This is a genomic window from Nostoc cycadae WK-1, from assembly GCF_002897135.1.
Classification (GTDB): Bacteria; Cyanobacteriota; Cyanobacteriia; order Cyanobacteriales; family Nostocaceae; genus Nostoc_B.
The window spans coordinates 52,011-73,019 of sequence record NZ_DF978440.1; the positions used below are offsets into that span (position 1 = coordinate 52,011).

General features: G+C 40.4%; 17 protein-coding genes. 10 read left to right on the top strand and 7 right to left on the bottom strand.

All coding sequences use genetic code 11. The features are described 5' to 3' along the window. Nucleotides 1-28 precede the first annotated feature (28 nt). Together NCWK1_RS24160 and NCWK1_RS24165 are read left to right on the top strand one after the other, a co-directional pair. Nucleotides 29-1,489 (top strand): DNA phosphorothioation-associated putative methyltransferase, encoded by a 1,461-nt coding sequence (locus NCWK1_RS24160; RefSeq protein WP_103126465.1) that lies wholly within the window; start codon nt 29-31, stop codon nt 1,487-1,489. A gap of 66 nt (nt 1,490-1,555) precedes the next feature. Continuing rightward, nucleotides 1,556-2,241, top strand: a protein-coding gene (locus NCWK1_RS24165; RefSeq protein ID WP_103126466.1) for an IS1 family transposase whose coding sequence is annotated in 2 segments (ribosomal slippage) — nt 1,556-1,895 and nt 1,895-2,241 — 687 coding nt in all. Because the reading frame shifts where the segments join, the coding sequence is not laid out codon by codon here. 14 nt (nt 2,242-2,255) lie between these two features. Here the strand turns inward: NCWK1_RS24165 and NCWK1_RS24170 are convergent. Together NCWK1_RS24170 and NCWK1_RS24175 are read right to left on the bottom strand one after the other, a co-directional pair. After that, complete coding sequence (locus NCWK1_RS24170; protein WP_103126467.1) at nt 2,256-5,024, bottom strand: non-ribosomal peptide synthetase; 2,769 nt, start codon at nt 5,022-5,024, stop codon at nt 2,256-2,258. 25 nt (nt 5,025-5,049) lie between these two features. Next, entirely contained in the window at nt 5,050-5,742 is a 693-nt protein-coding gene (locus tag NCWK1_RS24175; protein WP_245894981.1) for a DUF6875 domain-containing protein, read from the bottom strand. Between the two features lie 634 nt (nt 5,743-6,376). Between NCWK1_RS24175 and NCWK1_RS24180 the strand changes: the two genes are divergently transcribed. From NCWK1_RS24180 to NCWK1_RS24200, 5 genes are all read left to right on the top strand, one after another. Beyond that, complete coding sequence (locus NCWK1_RS24180) at nt 6,377-7,888, top strand: AmpG family muropeptide MFS transporter (protein ID WP_096577150.1); 1,512 nt, start codon at nt 6,377-6,379, stop codon at nt 7,886-7,888. Further along, nucleotides 7,873-8,277, top strand: a complete 405-nt coding sequence (locus NCWK1_RS24185; RefSeq protein WP_096577152.1) for an ABC transporter permease — start codon at nt 7,873-7,875, stop codon at nt 8,275-8,277. The genes NCWK1_RS24180 and NCWK1_RS24185 overlap by 16 nt, the downstream gene beginning before the upstream one ends. A gap of 104 nt (nt 8,278-8,381) precedes the next feature. Further along, nucleotides 8,382-8,561 (top strand): hypothetical protein, encoded by a 180-nt coding sequence (locus NCWK1_RS24190; RefSeq protein WP_096577154.1) that lies wholly within the window; start codon nt 8,382-8,384, stop codon nt 8,559-8,561. Between the two features lies 1 nt (nt 8,562). After that, entirely contained in the window at nt 8,563-9,150 is a 588-nt protein-coding gene (locus tag NCWK1_RS24195; protein ID WP_096577156.1) for a GNAT family N-acetyltransferase, read from the top strand. Nucleotides 9,151-9,463: 313 nt separating this feature from the next. Next, the gene (locus tag NCWK1_RS24200) at nt 9,464-10,222 is read left to right on the top strand and encodes a HEAT repeat domain-containing protein (RefSeq protein WP_096577158.1); all 759 of its coding nucleotides are present in this window, start codon (nt 9,464-9,466) and stop codon (nt 10,220-10,222) included. A 159-nt stretch (nt 10,223-10,381) separates the two neighbouring features. Here NCWK1_RS24200 and NCWK1_RS24205 read toward each other — a convergent pair whose 3' ends face one another. Beyond that, entirely contained in the window at nt 10,382-10,789 is a 408-nt protein-coding gene (locus tag NCWK1_RS24205; RefSeq protein WP_096577160.1) for a phosphomannose isomerase type II C-terminal cupin domain, read from the bottom strand. A 463-nt stretch (nt 10,790-11,252) separates the two neighbouring features. On the opposite strand from NCWK1_RS24205, the gene NCWK1_RS24210 reads away from it, so the two are divergent. Together NCWK1_RS24210 and NCWK1_RS30520 are read left to right on the top strand one after the other, a co-directional pair. Beyond that, nucleotides 11,253-14,585, top strand: a complete 3,333-nt coding sequence (locus tag NCWK1_RS24210; protein WP_146034037.1) for a PAS domain S-box protein — start codon at nt 11,253-11,255, stop codon at nt 14,583-14,585. A gap of 54 nt (nt 14,586-14,639) precedes the next feature. Beyond that, nucleotides 14,640-15,437, top strand: coding sequence for an HD domain-containing protein (locus NCWK1_RS30520; protein WP_103126469.1), 798 nt, complete (start codon nt 14,640-14,642; stop codon nt 15,435-15,437). A gap of 66 nt (nt 15,438-15,503) precedes the next feature. On the opposite strand, the gene NCWK1_RS24220 is transcribed toward NCWK1_RS30520, so the two are convergent. Then, nucleotides 15,504-15,797 carry a hypothetical protein gene (locus tag NCWK1_RS24220; RefSeq protein WP_096577166.1) on the bottom strand — a complete coding sequence of 98 codons (294 nt, stop codon included), beginning with the start codon at nt 15,795-15,797 and terminating at the stop codon, nt 15,504-15,506. 443 nt (nt 15,798-16,240) lie between these two features. After that, the gene (locus tag NCWK1_RS24225; RefSeq protein ID WP_103126470.1) at nt 16,241-18,070 is read right to left on the bottom strand and encodes a tetratricopeptide repeat protein; all 1,830 of its coding nucleotides are present in this window, start codon (nt 18,068-18,070) and stop codon (nt 16,241-16,243) included. Nucleotides 18,071-18,443: 373 nt separating this feature from the next. Here NCWK1_RS24225 and NCWK1_RS24230 point away from each other — a divergent pair, with 373 nt between their 5' ends. Further along, nucleotides 18,444-18,701, top strand: a complete 258-nt coding sequence (locus NCWK1_RS24230) for a hypothetical protein (protein WP_096577170.1) — start codon at nt 18,444-18,446, stop codon at nt 18,699-18,701. 189 nt (nt 18,702-18,890) lie between these two features. Here the strand turns inward: NCWK1_RS24230 and NCWK1_RS24235 are convergent, their stop codons facing one another. Then, nucleotides 18,891-19,604 (bottom strand): rubrerythrin family protein, encoded by a 714-nt coding sequence (locus NCWK1_RS24235; protein ID WP_096577172.1) that lies wholly within the window; start codon nt 19,602-19,604, stop codon nt 18,891-18,893. Nucleotides 19,605-19,789: 185 nt separating this feature from the next. Then, nucleotides 19,790-20,884, bottom strand: a complete 1,095-nt coding sequence (locus tag NCWK1_RS24240; RefSeq protein WP_103126471.1) for an alkene reductase — start codon at nt 20,882-20,884, stop codon at nt 19,790-19,792. Nucleotides 20,885-21,009 lie beyond the last annotated feature (125 nt).

Below are 21,009 nucleotides of genomic sequence, written 5' to 3' on the forward strand. Positions count from 1 at the left end.
GATTAATGTAGTTCTTCTTGATAACTTTATGCCGGAGAGCTACTTAGAAATTGATCGTCATCGCGCTGCGATCGCCCGCACAGAAATCTCTCGTCCTGTAAGATTAGCCATAGAATGGTCAATCATCAATCAGGACACAACTTTTTTTGACTACGGCTGCGGTTACGGTGGCGATGTACAGCGAGTCGGGAACCTCGGCTATAGCAGTACTGGTTGGGATCCTTACTACTATCCCAATCAGCAAATTACGCCTGCTGATGTAGTTAATTTGGGTTACGTTGTCAATGTCATCGAAGATTTAGAAGAACGTAACCAAAGCCTCATCAAAGCCTGGGAACTCACTCGCAAAGTTTTAATTGTGGCAGCTCAAGTATTAATTAATGCTCCCAGCAAAGCCCAACTCGCTTACAATGATGGCATTGTCACTAGCCGTAATACCTTTCAAAAATATTACGAGCAAGCAGAACTTAAAAAATATATTGATGAAATTCTCAATGTTGATGCAGTCCCGGTAGCATTGGGTGTTTACTTTGTTTTCCGCGACGAAGCCGAAAAAGAAAGTTTCAAAGCCATTCGCTTCTTTTCGCGCACTTATACACCGCGAGTCCGCATTCCTAGCAAGCGTTTTGAAGACTATCAAGAACAACTTGCACCGCTGATGGCATTTTTTACCAAACGCGGGAGATTACCTGTCAAGGGTGAATTAGCCAACGAACAAGAACTACTAAGCGAATTTGGTAACTTCCGCCGCGCCTTTGCGGTTGTCCTCCAAGCCACCGATGAAGCAGAATGGGATGCGATCGCCTATCATCGTTCTTTAGATATTCAAGTTTACCTTGCCCTCACCCACTTTGATAAACGCCCCAAATTCTCACAACTAGCGTCAGAAATGCGCCACGACATTAAAGCTTTCTTCGGTAGTTACGAAGAAGCTTGCGAAGTTGCTGACCAAAAACTATTTAGTTTAGGTAGACCAAAAGTAGTCCAAACAGCTTGCGAAAAAAGTAAAATTGGCAAGCACACACGCGGCGCACTTTACGTTCATGTTTCCGCCCTCGCCGCCCTCGACCCCTTACTCCGCATTTACGAAGGTTGCGCCAGTCGTACCATTGGGCGGGTTGATGGGGCGACGCTGATCAAATATAACCTTGACCAACCGCAAATATCCTACTTATTTTATCCAGACTTCGATACAGATCCCCATCCAGCCTTAAACGCCAGCATCACAATTGACTTAAAAACTTTATACGTCACTCACCGAGACTATGCAAATCGGGCAAACCCACCTGTTCTGCATCGTAAAGAAACCTTTGTCATGTCTAACTATCCCCAATATGAAGAATTTGCTAAACTTACCCAACAAGAACAGGAATTAGGTTTACTCCAGCAAAAAAGTGATATTGGTACCCGTGAAGGTTGGCAAAAATGCCTTATTTCTCATGGAGTAGAAATCAGAGGACATCAAGTTCATACAATTAAGAAAAGTTAAGTAATCTGGCTCGTGCTTGTTGTAAACGGCGTTGCATAATAGAGGGATGAATTGAGGTTATGTACTGTGCAATGTCCATACTGCGGATCTCAGAAAATTCGTAAAAACGGAAAGCGAAGAGGTAAACAAAATCACATTTGCACTAACTGCGAGCGCCAATTTATTGACGTGTACGAGCCACCAAAAGGATACTCAGAGGAGCTAAAACAAGAATGTCTAAAAATGTACCTTAATGGTATGGGTTTCCGCGGTATTGAGCGGGTTAAAGGTGTTCATCATACTACTATCATTTATTGGGTCAAACAACTAGGAGAAAAGCTACCAGACGTACCAAAAGACGATGCTGTCCCAGAAGTTGGAGAACTAGATGAATTAGAGACATTTATAGGTTCAAAAAAAACAAAATCTGGTTATGGACAGCAGTAAATCACTTTACTCAAGGCATTTTAGCCTGGGTTTTAGGAGACCATAGTGCTGAAATCTTTGAGCCATTATGGGAAATTGTTGAACAGTGGAAAAGCTATTTTTATGTGACGGATGGCTGGAAAGTTTACCCAAGTTTTATACCCGATGGAGACCAAATTGTGAGTAAAACATATATGACGCGCGTGGAAAATGAAAATACTCGGTTACGTCATTATCTCGCACGTCTTCATCGAAAAACTTTATGCTATTCTAAGTCAGAACAAATGCTGAGGTACTCAATTAAATTATTACTTCATTACTTAAAGTATCAAATTGTACCTACATGAATCTATTCATCCCTTCATTCAGCAACGCCTTGTAAACAAATAGTTAATTTTTCAGCTAGAAATTTGACGTTTGGTTCATGAATCATGGTTGCATGAGAACCAGGCATTTCATAGCTTTCTAAACCGCCAGCCGCTAAATAACTCCATCCCAAATCAGGCTTTATCTCTAAACCTATTTCTGATTTACTGGCGCGAAACACAGTCAATTTACCAGGATAAATTAAGGGTAAATACAGCGTTCCCGCTTGATGGTTAGCCCAAGTGACAGCCAACATTTGCAAGTCAAGCGGTGAGCGTTTGATATAACGCAGATAAAGCTGATAAAAAATGCTAACCTTTCCTACTGTAAAATGCCAATTTATCCTGTTCCATAGATAAGCTAATTGGTCTTTTGGTTTCAAACTTAAAAGTTTAAATAAATGAAAAAACTGAGATTTTTCCAATTGGTGGGCTGGAGTATTTCCAGAAAGTGAAGATGGAGTGTCTAACAAAGCCAAAAAAGCAACTTCTTCTCCTTGAGCATAAAGTTGTTGAGCCATCTCAAAAGCTACCATACCTCCAAATGAAAAGCCTCCTAAAAAATAAGGGCCATGACTCTGAATCTGGCGGATTTCTTGAAGATAGCGAGATGCCATTTCGACAATAGAAGTACAAGGTGTTTGTTGCCCATCCAGTCCCTGTGCTTGTAACCCATAAACTGGTTGATCTGGTTCTAAATACTTGACCAAGTCTCGATAAAAGAGGACATTACCTCCCATTGCATGAACCAAGAACAGAGGCGGTTTAGTACCAGAGGTTTGAATTGGCACTAAAGATGAAAACGGTACGGATTTTTCTTGGTCAGTTAACACATTAGCTAATTGTTCTATTGTTTGCGCCATCAAAAAAGTAGATAAGGGCAAGCTTTTACCCAACTTGCGGTTAATCTCAATTAATAACCGCATTGCTAACAGTGAGTTTCCTCCCAACTCAAAAAAATTATCTTTCACCCCAAGAGATTGAATTCCTAAAACTTGTTGCCAAATCTGGGCTAATTGCAGTTCTAATGAGTTACTAGGAGCGATAAATTCTGTGAGCTTTTGGATGAATGACTCAGGTGCAGGTAGGCTGCGACGGTCTACCTTGCCATTTGGATTTAATGGCAGTGCATCCAAAAATACAAAGGTCGCAGGTATCATATACTCAGGCAATTTATCTTGCAAAAAGCGATGCAATTGACTTTGACTAGGGACTTGTTCTGGATGGGCAACAACATAGGCCACAAGTCTCTTGTTACCAGGAACATCCTCTCTCGCCATCACCAAGGTTTGTTTTAGCGCTGGATGCTGGTTGAGTGTGGCTTCGATTTCTCCTAGTTCAATGCGAAAGCCGCGAATCTTCAGTTGTTGGTCGATGCGACCAAGGAATTCAATGTTACTGTCTGGTAAATAACTAACTAAATCTCCAGTCTTGTACAAACGCGCACCTGGTTCTTGGCTAAAAAGGTGGGGAATGAACTTCTCTGCTGTTAGTTGCGGACGCTTGAGATAGCCCCGCGCTAGACCAACTCCACCAATGTACAGTTCACCCGGTTCACCGATCGCAACAGGCTGCAAATCCTCATTTAAAATATAAATTTCTGTATTGGTAATAGGGCAACCAATCGGAGCCACAAGATAATTAGTTCCTCTTTGGCACTTCCAGAAACTAGCATCAATGGAAGCTTCTGTTGGCCCATAGCAATTAAATAGCACATTATCCAGGCACAGGCGCTCAAAGAAACGCTCTATGAGTTCAACGGGTAAAGCTTCGCCGCCACAGGTAATATGTCTGAGACATTGGCAATTTTCAATTCCCTTCTCTTCTAACAAAACTTGGAGCATAGAAGGTACCAGTGCCATGACAGTAATCTGCTGTTCGCAAATTACTTTAACTAAATAAGCACTGTCTCGATGTCCTTCTGGATGAGCCATGACTAACTGTGCGCCAAAGCATAACGGCCAAAATATTTGCCAGACGGAGGGATCAAAGCTAAAAGAAATTGTCTGCAAAACTTTGTCTGCGGCTGTTAATTTAAAGCTCGTTTGTCGCCAGTAAAGCTGATTATAAATGCCTTTGTGGGGAATCATTACACCCTTTGGTTGCCCTGTGGAACCAGATGTGTAGATGACATATATGAGGTTATCAGGACTAGTTTTATTGATTGGGTTTTCTTGACTGTTTTGAGCAATTACCTGCCAATCTGAATCAAGACAAATTACTTTGCCGCTGAGATTTGGTAGGCTCTGGAGGAATTTTTCTTGGGTTAGTAGTATAGGCGCTTGGGTATCTTCCAAGATGAAGGCTAAACGCTCTAAAGGATAGGATGGATCTAAAGGCACATAAGCACCTCCAGCTTTGAGAACTGCTAATATGGCGATCGCCATTTGCAGCGATCGTTCTAAACAAATGCCCACTAATACTTCTGGGCCAACTCCCAAAGAGCGCAGGTAATGGGCTAACTGGTTCGCCTGCTGATTTAACTCCCTATAAGTAAGTTGCTGATTTACTTTTCTCTTATCGGAGATGCTACGCGAATGAGAAGCTAATACCAGTCCACTCAAGTCGGAGAATGCTCCTACTTGAGTGCCTTCGCTATGCACGTCTAAAAATACCACGGCTATTTCATCAGGAGAACTTTCTACCTGTTGCTCAAATAGCTCGTGAATACACATAGACGAAGTATTAATTACTTCCGTCGTGTAACACTCCTGTAAAGAGGTGAAAGTCTCAGTATTACTCAAAGTATTGACCTTATTGTTCATCTAAGTTTAATAAAAAGTTCGATATTTATTGATTTATTTCATAGAATATTAGATTATTTTCTTTTGCTATCTGTTTTTTTGCTAAATCTAGTGCTTGACAAGCAGTTTTAAATTTGTTTTCATCTTTGAATTTTTTCCGGAATTGTTTTAAATAAGCTTCTAAATATCTAACTTGAGAATATAGATCATCGGCACTTAGAAGAAAAGGCAGATCAGACTCAACCATAAAACGAATTGCTAACATTGGAATAGGACTGCGAAGAGGACGAAAATTGGGGTTGTGTAATCCACCCGTTTCATTACGCTTATGAAATTCTCCTAACATTAATCCTGATTCTACAAAGAATGGCTTGAGTTGCTTTTGAATACTGTCAATTAATATCGTCGCTTCTTCATTTTTTATCTCAGGAAAGATGAGTATTATCGCTTTATAAATTGATTCTTCTTTGTTTTTTGGTTCTAAATCTAGAAAAGCATTCCGATAACTTAAAACTATATCTGATATTTCCTGCCGACCTAGATTTTGAGAACGAATAACTTTCAACCTAATACAGTTTGAGTTTAGTGCTTTAGGCATATATGGACAAACATTCCCATTCCTACCTAACTCAGGATGAGGTTTAGCTAAAAAACTTCTCAGCCAATTCCAAGTTTCAACTAAATAAGGAATATCTTGTTGCAGCTGATCAATCTCATCAGGCGTATATAGTTGCACCATATTTTAGCGACTCAATGTTATTATTTACTAGATTTTTAAACAATCATCTTGATTATAAAAACTCAATTTTTGCAAAATAAATACCCTCTATTAAGTAGATATATATATTTGCATTACATCCTATATAGGAGGAAGTTTTTACAAAATCTATTAACTTAATAAGATAATTTTGGCTCATTTATCTACTATCTAAAGATAGATAACTCATTATTAATTTACTTCAAAAAAATCATCTAGCTAAATAAAAAAATAGAGTAAATAAGCGATAAAAATACCGTCATAATTATTGAATTATATGAAATCAAATAAGCATTTACTATTTTATTCATAGTTAAACTAACTACTAATAAAATAGGTTTATGAGCGCTTAAAAAGCAGCTAGTAACCGTATTGAATGTGTGATTGTTTAAAATTTCCCACAATTCAACACCACCAACAGTATTTAAAAGGTGAATTCATCAAATCTTTATGTAAAAACCCATACCAAGAATTATTTTTAACACAATTATTAAGTCAACCGTTGTTTGAGCGTAAGTGAAGGTATGGCAATTTTGATAAAAGTTATACGCAACTATTCACTAACTATGGCAAGATAACTGCAATTCGCTTAGATGAGTCTAGAAATACTAAAACGATGAGAGAAATCCAAGCATTACGCCAAGCCGTCCAAAGTCGCAAAATGGGCGCGTTGTTATTACTGGGTTTTGCATCTGGATTGCCTTTGTTCTTAACTAGTAGAACATTGCAACTGTGGATGCAAGATGCCAAGGTTGATATCGGCAAAATTACTTTATTTGGTTTGTTAGCGTTACCATACTCCCTAAAATTTTTGTGGTCGCCATTACTAGATAGGTTTGTACCGCCATTTTTAGGTGCTAGACGGGGTTGGTTGATAGTTACTCAAATTGGGTTAGCAATTGCGATCGCCACTCTCTCATTACAACAGCCTTCCCAAAGTGACCAAGTATTGCAAATTCTGGCAATCAACTGTCTAATTATCACCTTTTTAAGTGCGACCCAAGACATCGCCGGCGATGCTTACCGTACCGACATCTTAAACCCCCTAGAAGCGGAAGCAGGTGCATCGGTTTGGGTATTAGGCTATCGGGTTGCTTTGTTTGTCACCAGTTCCCTAGCCTTGGTATTAGCCGATCGCCTACCTTGGAATGGTGTGTACTTACTCATGGCGGCTTTAATGGCGGGGAGCATACTTGTCACCTTATCTGCGCCCAGAGAACCACAGAGCATTAACCACCGAGAAACTGCGCCTATATCTGCCAAAGATGTCATCTTCGTGCTATTTATTACAGCGCTAGTAGCTGGTTTACTGGGAGGCGTTTTTACTGGCTTTATTGCTCTACCCATATTTTATTGGCTCTTGGCCGCCTTGATAGTCGCTTGGATAGTTTCATCATTATTATTGCCTGATGAGCTACTTGCTGAAGCTCCAGAAAACCAAGCCCCACAAAACTTACAAGAAGCAATTTTTCTACCTTTTAAAGAATTTTTTCATCGGTTTGGCTTGGCTCAAGCTGGAGTAATTCTCATTTTTATCATTCTTTATAAACTGGGTGATTCTTTAGTAGGTATCACCGCTAATTTGTTTTTGCGAGAAATTGACTTTACCAAAACCGAAATTGGGGCAATTCAAGCCGGGATTGGCTTTCTCGCCACAACTGTTGGTGTATTAGCTGGTGGCGTAATCTTAACCAAAATTCACCTAAATCGCGGTTTATGGATATTTGGCATACTGCAATTATTGAGCAACTTGGGTTATTATGCCTTAGCCGTTGCTGGCAAAAATTACTCGTTATTAATCTTGGCAGTAAATATCGAAAACTTTAGCGCCGGATTAGTCACAGTTGCTACAGTGGCATTTTTAATGAGCCTCTGCAATCACCGTTTTACAACCACTCAATTTGCTTTATTTTCTAGCTTAATGGCGATTAGTAGAGATGTTCTTTCAGCACCCGCAGGCGATTGGGCGAAAGCCACAGGCTGGCCTGTATTTTTCTTGTTAACCTTAGTAGCAGCCTTACCAGGATTGTTACTTTTACCGTTTGTTGCGCCCTGGAATCAAAAGCCAGTGGTAATATCTAGACCAGGACTTGAGGAAGAAGATGAGGATGTATGGGAAGCCAAGTAATTGTTGTTATTGGTACATTTATTCTTTTACTTACAGGTTTGTTACTTGGCTATGTCCTGTCACAATTAGTGCTTGGGTTCTTGACTTTTAATCTCTTTACTTTTTTTGGTACACTCAGCCTGATTTTAATTTTTGGGACACTTTATTACGTTCTATTTTGGCAATTGCGTCGGGAACAGTCCCAGGTTGTGCCAGAAAATATGTCCGTAACAGAGATTAACGATCGCATCACCGACACTCAACTCAAAAATAGGCTGATTGCTAAGTTAGATGGTGATACTGCTACAGCTGAACGCTTAATTGAGCAAGCAAAGCAAAATTATCCAGGGATGCCAGAAAGTTGGTATTGCGAACGAGTCATTGATGATTTAGAACGCGATCGGCGTTAAGGTTAAAAATAGAGGTTAGAGGCAGGAGGCAGGGGAAAATTCTTCAACTCAGCACTCAGTTTCTTTCTTTTGACTTTTAACTTTTAACTTTTGACTTACTGAATATGGCTATATTTCGTCAATACATCGCCCCACTACTCGTAGTTTTAGTATTTATCGTTGCTTTAGTAGCAGTCAGCGCCCGCATCTTTTTACCTGCCGATATGGCTGCACCCGCACCCATTGAAGGAACTGGGGTGATTTTACCTGCTACTGCTATTGATTTGTTAACCCTCAGCAAATAAAGTGTCTGAGCAATTAATACCAGGGTATTTGATTCGTCGTGGCTCAACATTAGAGCGATCGCTCCTAGTCAAGTTTATGCAACGAACTTACCAGGAGCGTTTTCCCCAGCAAGATTTTGCCCACCTCGCCCGTACTGTTGAGCAATATTTATCCAAAGATACGCCCTTGTGGTGGGTGGATGTCGGGGAGCAGGGGAGCCAGCGCCGTGCGGGGGTTCCCCCCGTTGAGGCGACTGGCGTGAGCAGAGGGGCAGAGGGGCAGAGGGGAGTAACTTACAATACATCTTCCCCCTTGCTCCCTGCCTCCTGCCCCGTTGCTTGTGTTTGGGTGGGGAATGCCGTAGATCAAGTTAATGGCGATCGCCATGCTCATATTTTTTTGCTTTACGTTATCCCAGAACATCGACGGCGGGGCATTGGTAAAGCTTTGATGCAGTATTTAGAAAAGTGGGCAACAGAAAGAGGCGATCGGCAAATTGGCTTACAAGTCTTTGAATCTAACCAACCAGCTTTAAATCTCTACAACCAACTCGGTTATCAAACTCAATCTCTGTGGATGGTCAAACAAATTGGGGTCAATAGTCAATAGTGAGCCAGCGCGGTCTTCTCCCAAAGGGAGAGGCTAACGCCCGCCGTAGGATGCCCAAAGGGCTGTAGGGGGTTTCCCTCATGAGCGACTGGCGTTAGCGACGTTAGGAGCGTCACCCCGAAGGGATCAATGGTCAAAAAGTAGGAGACACAAGCCTACAGGATAAAATTTCACACTTCATATCTCCCAATTTCCCAGACAAATCTAATCATGGTGAACATAAAGTGTACAATAATCTAGCAAATACCTATCAGGCGTAGAATTATTGGCACGGGGGGTTATCTTAAAATCCCACTTGGCATCTAAATGAAGTATGTATGACGACGATGACCTAAGCCTACTCGATCCTGACGTAGAGCTAGAAAGCCCTCTCGATAAAATGGAGCCACTAACTGCTGAGTCAGAAGTGGCAAAACCCGATCCAGAAGTGATGTTAGCCCTTCTGGAAAATCCGCAACCGCAGCAGAGAATGCTGGCGGCGCGTGCTTTTTGTGATATTGAAGATGAAAGAGCTATCCCCCTACTGATTCACCTGTTAACGGATTCATGTCCTTTAGTGCGAGTGAGTGCAGCATATAGTATTGGTCGCAATCCTAGTAAAGAAGCGGTAGAACCGTTGATTGCCCAACTCAACCACGATTGGAACGGTTATGTACGCAAAGGTGTAGTTTGGGCGTTGGGTAATTGCCGCGATCGCCGTTGTTTAGCACCCCTAGCAGATGCTTTAAGAACAGATATTTCTGCTGTACGGTTGTGGTCGGCTAGTGCTTTAGCTCAAATGGCTGAGGTGGGTTACGAAGCTGTTGTTGGGGCAATTCCCGCTTTAATTGAAGCTTTAGTTCAAGACCCAATTTCCGCAGTTCGGAGTAATAGCGCCTGGGCCATTGGACAGTTATGCAAAGAATTGCCCTCTAATATTGTTTATGCCACAGCTATTGATGCCTTAATTCAAGCCTTTGCTGAAGACAAAGATTTAGGTGTGCGAGAAGATGCCAAAGCCGCACTACTCGGCGTAGGCGACCCTCGTGGCTTACAGCTAATCGAAACTTTGGAACAAGAAGGATGGTTTTGAGTAAGTCAAAAGTCAAAAGTCAAAAGTTGCTTTTATAGCTGTAGTTAAATAAATTAAAAAATTGCTGATGATTCAAAGCTTTCATGCAACTGCTTTTAAACTCAGCACTTGGTTATAACTATTGACTCTTGACTATTGACCATTGACTCTTGACTATCTTCACTTATTTTCCGATGGTGGTTTGATTAAGTTGAGGTCATAAGGACGTTCGATGTCATCCTCACCCAAATATTCACCGTTTTGAATTTCTAAAATTACTAAGGGAATTAAGCCAGGATTTTCCACTTTATGTAATGTTGCAGCTGGAACGTAAGTAGATTCATTGCGGTTCAGCAATACTTCTGTCTCTCCACAAGTTACCTTGGCCACACCAGATACTACAACCCAATGTTCATTGCGATGGTAATGGATTTGTGGTTTAATACCATGCCTAGGTTTAATTTCCACGCGACTAATTCTATAGCTATCACCTTCTTCTATAACCTCCACGTTACCCCAGTATCTCGCACCGGAATGTGAAGATAACTCATGGCTCGTGGATTGTTCGTTGTTATCATTTTGAGTCATAAACAAACTGCTCAACGACGACTATTACTATTGTTTAGTAATTTAACGCACATAAGTTGACAATTTGCCATAATAATTGCGGTTAGTTAGTTGAGGACATCAAGTCAGCAAAAACCCACAGTTCACAAGACTTTTTACTCTGTTCTCTGCTGTATTTGGTTTGTGAGCAACTTTGAATAATGAAATTACATCTTGCCGCAACCGCTGTATTGCAATTAAAGTCAGGTTGGTAATATAAAAAATTCGGTCAAAGCCTGATTTTTACGTTGTGGACATTGCCTACCCTAGATTTATTCAGTATGGTGCAAAATATTAGTTAAAATCCTGCTTTTAATAGATAACAAAATAAAAATATTAATTATTCAATATTAATTGATGTATGTTTGGTACCACAACATTTTATCGACTGTAAAACAGGAAGCTAATAACTGTATAAGAATTTTGTAGAGAATGAGGAGACGCTTTGACTGAAGACAAGAAATCACGGGAAAGCGAAATCAGTGAGGTAACGGAGGGGGTAGTTGGTCAGAGAGATTTCAATTTGCCTGAATTTATGATCACGTTGGGTGAAAGTCTCTTGGAAAGCATTACTGATGGTTGTTGGTTTCTGGATCGGGAATGGCGTTGTATCTACATGAATCATTGCCAGATAAAGTTATTTGGTATTGACCAAGAGAATATTTTAGGTGAAAATTTTTGGGAATTATTGCCGGAGACAGTTGACAGCATACTTTACAGGCAATTACATCAAGCAGTAGCCGCACAAATCTCGGTTAATTTTGAATATTTTCATCTCAAGTCGCAACGTTGGTTAGAACATCGCGCCTATCCATCGGCTAATGGGATATATGTCTTAACTTTTGATATTACCGAAAAGCAAGCTGTGATTAGCGAACAGGCGCAATGTATTAGCGATCGCCAACGGGAAGAACAGCGCAAAGCAGCACAATACGCTGTCACGCGCGTTTTAGCTGAGGCGACCACTTTAGTTGATGCTGTACCCGCAATTTTGCAATCTCTGTGTGAAAGTCTGGGATGGCAATTAGGGGTGATTTGGCAAGTAGATTCTCACCAAAATATTTTACGTCACGTTAATAGTTGGCAATCGCCAAGCAGTAATTTACAAGCCTTCATTGCAGAAAATCAGCAAATAACTTTTGCACCTGGGATGGGACTTCCTGGTCGGATTTGGGTCAGTCATCAACCTACATGGATTGCCCAAATTAGTGAAGACAAAAATTTTACTAGAGCCACAACCGCAATTCACAGTGGTTTAAATACAGTTTTTGGCTTTCCCATCCTTTTAGGGGATGAGATGTTAGGTGTAATTGAATGCTTTAGCAGCCACATTCAAGCACCAGACGAAGATTTGTTGCAAATGATGGCAACAATTGGTAGTCAGATTGGGCAATTTATGGAGCGCAAACTCACAGAAGTAGCACTGCGAGAGAGCCAAGAATTATTTCAGAGTTTTATGCAGCATAGCCCAATTACGGGTTTTATCAAAGATGCAGATGGAAGATATGTTTATGTCAATGCACTTGTAAAAAGACTTTTCAACTGGGAGCCAGCAGATTTAATTGGCAAAACAGATTTTGATTTATTTCCTTTTGAAACGGCTCAACAAGTGCGTAGTCATGATTTAGAAGTATTACATTATGGGCAGATGATTCAGTATCTAGAAACAGTGCAATTAGAGGATAGGGAATATCATTTTATGACCTTTAAATTTCCCTTCCAAGATGCTGGGGGTCGTCAATTAGTTGCTGGGATGTCGATTGATATTAGCGAACAGCAAGCTGCGCTACGCGATCGCATTCAAGCAGAAGCAGCACTGAATGAAAGTGAAGAAAACTTACGTTTAGCATTACAAGCTGCTCGGATGGTGGCTTGGTCTTGGGATGCTCATACAGGCATAATTCATCGTTCTGCTAACGCCTGTGATGTTTTAGGTTTACTCCCAGAAATGCTGACTGCATCAGGAGAAGAGGGTTGGAGCTTAGTTCATCCTGATGATCTACAACAGCACCAAGCCAAAGTCCAAGAAGCGATCGCCTCTCAAGGTAGTTACATCTCAGAGTTTCGCTTTTTGCGTCCAGACAATGGCGAAATTATCTGGGTGGAAGACCGAGGAAAGGTGAATTTTGATCAGGCGGGAAACTTGATTGGTGTCAAAGGCGCATTGTTTAATGTGAGCGATGCCTATCGGCAAGCTATGCAACGTAAACAAGTAGAAACTGCACTGCGGCTAAGAGAAGAACGCTTCTCTACGCTGTTCAACGGTATGGAAGACTGGGTGTTAGTCTATCATTTGACCAGCGATTTTCAACCAGGACAATTTATTGAAGTCAACGAACAAGCTTGTAAAAAGCTGGGTTATGACCGAGATGAACTACTCACAATGTCGGTTGCTAAAATTATCGATTCATCCTCTATCAATGCTAAAGCAGGTATTGAGAGGCTGTTAGTCGAACAGCATATTGTTGTGGAATCAGTTCACACCACAAAAGACGGACAACGGCTTCCCGTGGAAGTGAGTGCAACGCTGTTTACACTCAACGGTTTGCCAACTGTCCAAGCAATTTGTCGAGATATCACAGAACGCAAACTCGCAGAAGCAGAACGGGAAAAACTATTAAAACAAGAACAGTCTGCACGAGAAGCAGCGGAAACCGCCAACCGGATTAAAGATGAGTTTTTAGCTGTCTTATCCCATGAACTGCGAACACCTCTAAATCCGATATTGGGATGGACACAACTGCTACGTTCCCGAAAGTTAGATGGGGAAGCAACAGAAAGAGCTTTGGTAACAATCGAGCGTAATGCTAGATTACAAACTCAACTAATTGAAGATTTGTTAGATATTTCGCGGATTTTACGCGGCAAGATAATTTTAAATGTAGCAACTGTCAACTTAACTACTACCATTGAAGCAGCCTTAGAAACAGTACGCTTGGCAGCAGAAGCCAAAAATATTCATATACAAACTTTATTTAGTCCTGATGTGGGAAAGGTTTCAGGAGATGCGGGACGGCTGCAACAGGTGATGTGGAATTTGCTCTCCAATGCAATTAAATTTACACCTGATAATGGACAAGTAGAAATTCGTTTAGAGCAAGTTGGCAAACAGGTACAAATTCAAGTCAAAGATACAGGTAAAGGTATTAATCCTGAGTTTTTACCATTCGTATTTGACTATTTTCGTCAAGAGGATAGTACAATAACACGCAAATTTGGTGGCTTAGGCTTGGGACTGGCGATCGCTCGTCACATCACAGAACTGCATGGTGGTACAGTCAAAGTCGAGAGTCTGGGCGAAGGTTTAGGAGCAACATTTACAATCAGATTGCCTGTAATTGCCGATAATTTGGCATATAGCCAAGACGATAAAACATCAGTGCAGGACATCAATCTCAACCAAATTAAAATATTGACGATAGATGATGATGCTGATATGCGAGATTTATTAGTTGCTATTCTCAAAATGTATGACGCAGAAGTGAAAGTTGCAGCATCGGCCGCAGAAGCATTAATTTTATTGGCAGAATACTTACCAGATGTTCTAATTAGTGATATTGGTATGCCAGATGTCGATGGTTATACCTTGATGCAGCAAATCAAAACTCAATTTCCAGAAAAATACAGACAAATTCCAGCTATTGCTTTGACGGCCTATGCGGCTGAATATGATCAACGCCAAGCACTCGCGGCTGGCTTTCAATTACATCTTGCTAAACCTGTGGTTCCAGAAGAATTAGTTAGGGCGATCGCTTCAGTTATTCATACGAAATCATAAGATTCCCGAATTCTTTGATAAGTCGGGAATTTCAGCCTCATTTATCTACTTAAAATGCAAACAAAAGCTGCTTTACCAATGACGCTGTTAGCAGGCAAGAATACTTTGCCAATTATTCAAGCTTATTTTGAATTTAATCATCTCAAACAATTATATCGTCAGGGCTGGTTACAACACGGTATTGAGCCTAAGTATTGTGAAAGCGTTGCTGAACACTCGTTTGGTGTTGCTCTACTAGGATTATTTTTAGTTGATATTTATGCAATCAAAATAGATAAAACTAAATTAGTCCAGATGGCTTTAATTCATGACTTAGGAGAAGTCTATGCTGGTGATATAACTCCTAGGGACAAAGTTGATCAACCAGAAAAATATCAGTTAGAAAGAAATTCTTTGATTCTGATACTAGAAAAACTCCCTAATTGCTCATACTGGATTGATTTGTGGGAAGAATATGAGCAAGGTAATTCACCTGAGTCTCAATTTCTGCGGCAAATTGATCAATTAGAAATGGTTTGCCAAGCTAGTGTATATGAACATCAAGAATTAGCTAATCTCTCGGAGTTTTTTACATCTACCAAGCAGGTATTTCAAACCCCACAACTTCAATCTATATTTCAAGCTTTAGAAAAATTAAGAGATAATTGCGATGCCATTTCGCAGCAGTCTCAGTTAAATTGTCAGACTATATGTAATGACTGTACGTTTCATGTCAAAACAGAATCAGTAATAGAGTGCATTCATCCTGATGAATTGGATGTTAATTGTGCAGTTGTGAGTTTTTGCAGTTCCTTTCAACCTAGGGAGGAAATTGATAGTCCATGTGTGACTTTTGGCAATGATGAGGAATAATAGCAAGAGAAGGGTAAAGCGATCGCGCCACCCTTCACATTAAGAATTACACTACACTAATTATTTTTAATTTTCATATTCTTGTTGCTGATTATCTGTTGGTCTATTAGTTTCTAACAGACGGGAAATAAACACATCTGGCTTTCTACTAATCACAGATATAACTTTATCAATGGCAACTACTTCACTGGTTTTCACAACCATTTCCCACAAAGTATCTTCTTCTGTATCTTTGTTATGCGTTCTGTGTTTAAAGCATAACAAATCATCACAAACATTGATAATTGTTGCGAAATACCACTTGTCTCGTATTAATAGCCAAATTTCTTGCTCTAAGTAACTTTGGAGAATTGATTTCACAATAATTTAGAGGATTAAAACAATGTCGTAAATACTATTTGGGGATGAGATATTGAGGCAACAGGGAAAATACTTAATTGAGATGAAAGATAATACTACAGAGAAATCTGTATGTATTCGTATTATCTTACCAATGCTTTTATGAGTATTTTGTATCAAAGATAGCTAATTTTTTCCCAGTCTCTAGCTGGATATTTGATGTTGTGATATTGCTGTGGTTAGAACCATCAAAGTGAGTATTTATACTTTAAATTTTATGGCAAAATAAATGGCGGATGCTTGATTTATATCTGCTCTCCGCCTTTCCCAAAAAACAACAAAACTATACGCTAATCAATCATAATAGCTGAGAAATCTATGTCAAACCACTAATTTACAAAATAAACATAGACTTTATGCAAAAATTGTCTTAATCTAGCTAATTAAGCAGAAAATTTCCTCGCTTAGACGTTAGATTTTAGTTGAGCGATCGCTGTTAACATTTGTTGATAATACTCAATATTTCCTTCTTGATAATAGATGTTGGCAGATTGTTGAAAATCAGCGATCGCACCTTGAAAATCTTCTAGTTGGCGATAGACATCAGCACGTAACATATAAGCTGAAGCCCAATGAGGTTGACGTTGTAAGGCTTGGTTTAAGTCAGTTAATGCGCCTTGTAAGTCGCCCAACAGCAAACGACTGCGTCCGCGATGATACCAGTCTTCGGCAAAACTGGGGTCAAGGACAATGGCTTGATTGTAATCGGCAATTGCACCATGATAATCTTGCAGAGCATAGTAGGCACTGGCGCGATCGCTGTAAAATGCTGCTGAGTTGGGGTTAATCTGCAAAGCTGTGGTGTAATCGGCAATTGCACCATGATAGTCTTGCAAAGCATAGCGCAGGGAACCCCGATTGTAATAAGCCTCTACTAAACTGGGGTTGATTTTGATGGCTTGATTGTAATCGGCTAAAGCTCTTTGTTCAGCGGCTAAAAGGCGCAGAGCATTACCCCGGTTACAGTAAGCTTGAGAAAAATCAGGATCAATTTTGATTGCTTGGGTGTATTCTTCTACTGCTGCGAGATAATCTTGCAGCGCTTCGCGGGCTAAACCACGACCATAGTATGCTGTAGCTAAATTAGGTTTGAGTTGCAAGGCGCGATTGTAATCTAAAATAGCGCCTTGATAATCGCCTAAACAACGACGAGCCGTAGCACGATCGCAGTATCCTTCAGCATATTCGGGGTGAATTTGCAAGATGCGATCGCTATCGGTGATTGTGCCTTGATAGTCACCCAACTGACAACGGGCATGAGCCAAAAAACCGTAGACTAAAGCTAAAGTCGGATTTTTAGCTAGTGCTTGTTCATAATCGGCGATCGCACCTGGATAATCGCCTAAAGTTGCCCGCACTAATCCCCGTTCGTAGTATGCTTGCACATCATCAGGATTTAATTGCAGAGCTTGGTTAAAATCTGCGATCGCCGCTGGATAATCTTTGAGGTAAGAACGAACAAGTCCGCGATTGTAGTACGCCTGGGCAAAATATGGGTTAATTTGTAAGGCGCGATTATAATCAGCAATTGCACCTGGATAGTCGCCTAAAACATAGCAAGTATTACCTCGATAATGATAAGCTTCCACCAAATGAGGATCTAGCTGTAATGCTCGTTCATGATCGGCGATCGCTTGCTCATATTCTTCTAAAATATGGAAAATATTCCCTCGACTGCTGTAAACGGCAGCATACTGGGGGTACCACTGTAATGCTTGCTGAAAATCTGCCAATGCACCTTGGTAATCGCCATTTTCGCTGCGAGCTACACCCCGATAATGAAAAGCTCGTGCTATATCAAAATCTATATGTGTCACTAACTCAGGATTAATCTCGATCGCTTGGTGATAATCAGCGATCGCTCGATCATACTCTCCTAACGCACAGTAAACATTTCCGCGACCGTGATGGGATTCTGCTAAGTTGGGATTGATGGCTAATGCCCACTCATAATCAGCGATCGCTTCTTCGTAATCTGCTAGAGAGTAAAGGGTATTGCCTCGGTTATGATAAGCTTCAGCAAAATTAGGTTTAAGTTGAATTGCCTTGTCGAAATCGGCAATTGCTGCACGATAATCTCGGAGTGAGCTATAAAAAATATTGCCGCGATTATAGTAGGCTTCAGCAAAGTTAGGTTTTAGCTGAATCGCCTCTGTGTAATCTGCGATCGCTCCTTGAAAGTCTCCTTGCAAATTTTTGTTAAACCCTTGGTTAAAAAAGTCGTCAGCATTCATCTAAGTTTAATGGGCTGTGAAACTCCCGTCCCCTAATTTTAGGATGGGGTGCTGTTTTGTATCAATTGACTTCAGCGGATTTTCACAATTGCCGTTGTAAATATAAACTAGCAGCGACTACGATGCAGCAGAAATACGTGTAAAATCAGACTCATGCCCAAAATCAGTATAAGTATTTTAATATTTGTCTTTTTATTGTGTTGTAAAATAACAATCCGTTTGATTTATGAACTGACTCGTAAACAGATATAAAACGGCACAAGCAATAAATAGATTTGTTAACAACTTATTTATGTTTTCTATAGTTACCCAAAAGGTTATTCATAGCAAAACACAGTAGAATTTTAGAACAGATAACAGAGGTACTCAACCAATGAATATTTTGGTAACGCCTGAAGATGAGCAACTACATAAATTTCGCAGCGAACTAGGAAAATATACAAATACTCAAGAAGTGATTAATACACCATTGAAAGTAATAGAAGAATATTCGCACCGTCCCGCAGACATAAACCAAAAAATAACTAGAGAAGATGAACATGCTTGTTGCCAAATGTTCAGAGATCGCTCAATGGCTGAAGGGTGTGATCATACAGAATATTACATTTATTCTGAGTTAGTTGAAAAATAGTGTAATAGCTAGTGTAGATAAACAAGAATTTTACAGTTGCTGAGTATTTTACTGTAATTTTCTATTAACTAAATGTGCAGATGAAAAAGAGACGAAGGATTAAAGACTAGGGACTAGTAATTTCTACTCAGCCAATCTTAATCAGAGAAAAATCCTTGTTCCTAGCCTCTAGTCTCTAATCTTTATATCTTAAGCCGCGACTTTTTCTTCTAGTGGTTTAAAAGTCTTTTTGGTAGCGCCGCAAATTGGACATTGCCAATCATCTGGAATATCTTCAAACGGTGTACCCGGTGCAATTCCCGAATCGGGATCGCCAGCCACCGGATCGTAAATCATACTGCATTGACGACAAATCCATTTGCGAGTTTGAGGATCATCACTCGCTACTCTGGTGACTGCTTGTCCGCCATTTAAGACTTCTAATGCTTCAGTGTAGCGATCAGCGTGGTAATTTTCGATAAATTTAAGCAAGCCAAAACGGTGTGCGGCCTCTCGAAATGTATCGGCGTGTTCGCCAGATTCTTGTGCTTGTTTGAGAAATTCGGCGGCGGCTGGATTGTCGCGATCGCTTTGTGCCGCTGCGGCAAATTCAGGATACATTGTAGTGTATTCGTAAGTCTCACCTTCAATGGCTAAAGATAAGCAACGAGAGACAATTTGCTTTTTTTGTTCATCAGTTAAAGCAGCAGAATCTTCAACCACTAGTTCTGGATGCAGCAACTGAAAATGAGCAAAAGCGTGTTCGGTTTCTTGTTCTGCGGTTTCACGAAAAAGTTTTGCTAAATCCGCAAATCCTAATTTACTAGCAACTTTAGCAAAAAACAAATACTTACGGTTAGCCATCGATTCACCACCGAAGGCTGCTTCTAAGTTATGCAGAGTAGTAATGTTGGATAAATCCATATTTTTGAGATACCTGTAAGCTAATATTGTCTAGCAAAAAAAACAGACTTTAAATCAGGTTAATGAGCAAATTTTGTATACCAGAAAACGTTTGAGCCAAATTTCTGTTCACTCATCTTTCTTTACCTGTTTTGCCTGCTGTTCCAGGAAGATTATAAAACTAAAAAAGTTGTGGAAATCACAACTTAACTTGCCTGAAGTTCTAAAAATGGATAGTCTGTATAGCCAGTAGCATCGGGAGCGTAAAATGTCTTTTGGTCTGGTGTATTTAACTCGGCGTTCAACTGCAAACGTTTTGGTAAATCTGGGTTAGAGATAAACAGCCGCCCAAAAGACACTAAATCGGCATTGTTGTTAGCTAAGATATTGTCTCCTGTTTGGCGATTATAGCCGCCATTGGTAATCAATGTCCCTTGATAGATTTGTCGAAACAGAGGTGTCACAGGATTTATTACTGCACGGGTTGTCAAATCGGTTTCATTTGGCTCCATTAGATGTAGATATGCTAGTCCAAAGTGATTTAGTTCATTAATGGCATAGCCAAATGTCTCTTTTGGGTGGGAATCAGAAATACCATAAAATGTATTACTTGGTGAAAGCTTAACTCCTACGCGATTTCCACCCCAAACAGAAGCGACAGCTGACACAACTTCTAAGAGAAATCGACTGCGATTTTCAATGGAACCACCATACTCATCAGTGCGCTGATTTGAGCCATCTTGTAAAAATTGGTCGATTAAATAGCCAAATGCACCGTGCAGTTCCACACCATCAAACCCAGCAGCTAAGGCATTTTCAGCTGCTTTGGCAAATCCCTTGACAATACCAGCAATCTCTGAAGTTTCTAGGGCGCGGGGTGTTTCTAAAGAGACTTTACCATTAGGAGTGTGTAGCGAACCAACACCAGCGATCGCACTCGGCGCAACTGGTAATTCTCCATTCAGCAAAAACGGATGTGCAATTCTTCCTGAATGCCAAAGTTGCAGAAAAATCCGTCCTCCTTGTTTATGGACAGCATCAGTTACTAATCGCCATCCCGCTACTTGTGCGTCTGTATAAATTCCCGGACAGTTGATATATCCCAAACTCAAAGGTGAGATGGCTACACATTCACTCACAATTAACCCAGCGCTTGCACGTTGGGCGTAATAAGTCGCCATCAGTGAGTTAGGAAGATTGTCAACAGCCCGTAAACGAGTCATGGGAGCCATGACAATGCGATTGGAGAGTGTGTAAGCGCCGAGTTTAACAGGTGTGAATAGATTGATTTGAGAATTCATACTGACATTTCCGTAGTTAAAAGTCAGAAATTAAGAAAAAGAATAGAACATTTTCCGATGAAGCACGGAATTTCCTGCTTTTTCCTCAAGATTTCCAGTAAAAAGCCTGACGCTTCAAGTAAAAA

Bases quoted from the DNA above. Each gene is read 5' to 3' on its own strand.
- NCWK1_RS24160 (WP_103126465.1), top strand. From the start codon at position 29: ATGCCGGAGAGCTACTTAGAAATTGATCGTCATCGCGCTGCGATCGCC.
- NCWK1_RS24170 (WP_103126467.1), bottom strand. From the start codon at position 5,024: ATGAACAATAAGGTCAATACTTTGAGTAATACTGAGACTTTCACCTCT.
- NCWK1_RS24175 (WP_245894981.1), bottom strand. From the start codon at position 5,742: ATGGTGCAACTATATACGCCTGATGAGATTGATCAGCTGCAACAAGAT.
- NCWK1_RS24180 (WP_096577150.1), top strand. From the start codon at position 6,377: ATGAGAGAAATCCAAGCATTACGCCAAGCCGTCCAAAGTCGCAAAATG.
- NCWK1_RS24185 (WP_096577152.1), top strand. From the start codon at position 7,873: ATGGGAAGCCAAGTAATTGTTGTTATTGGTACATTTATTCTTTTACTT.
- NCWK1_RS24190 (WP_096577154.1), top strand. From the start codon at position 8,382: ATGGCTATATTTCGTCAATACATCGCCCCACTACTCGTAGTTTTAGTA.
- NCWK1_RS24200 (WP_096577158.1), top strand. From the start codon at position 9,464: ATGTATGACGACGATGACCTAAGCCTACTCGATCCTGACGTAGAGCTA.
- NCWK1_RS24205 (WP_096577160.1), bottom strand. From the start codon at position 10,789: ATGACTCAAAATGATAACAACGAACAATCCACGAGCCATGAGTTATCT.
- NCWK1_RS30520 (WP_103126469.1), top strand. From the start codon at position 14,640: ATGCAAACAAAAGCTGCTTTACCAATGACGCTGTTAGCAGGCAAGAAT.
- NCWK1_RS24225 (WP_103126470.1), bottom strand. From the start codon at position 18,070: ATGAATGCTGACGACTTTTTTAACCAAGGGTTTAACAAAAATTTGCAA.
- NCWK1_RS24230 (WP_096577170.1), top strand. From the start codon at position 18,444: ATGAATATTTTGGTAACGCCTGAAGATGAGCAACTACATAAATTTCGC.
- NCWK1_RS24235 (WP_096577172.1), bottom strand. From the start codon at position 19,604: ATGGATTTATCCAACATTACTACTCTGCATAACTTAGAAGCAGCCTTC.
- NCWK1_RS24240 (WP_103126471.1), bottom strand. From the start codon at position 20,884: ATGAATTCTCAAATCAATCTATTCACACCTGTTAAACTCGGCGCTTAC.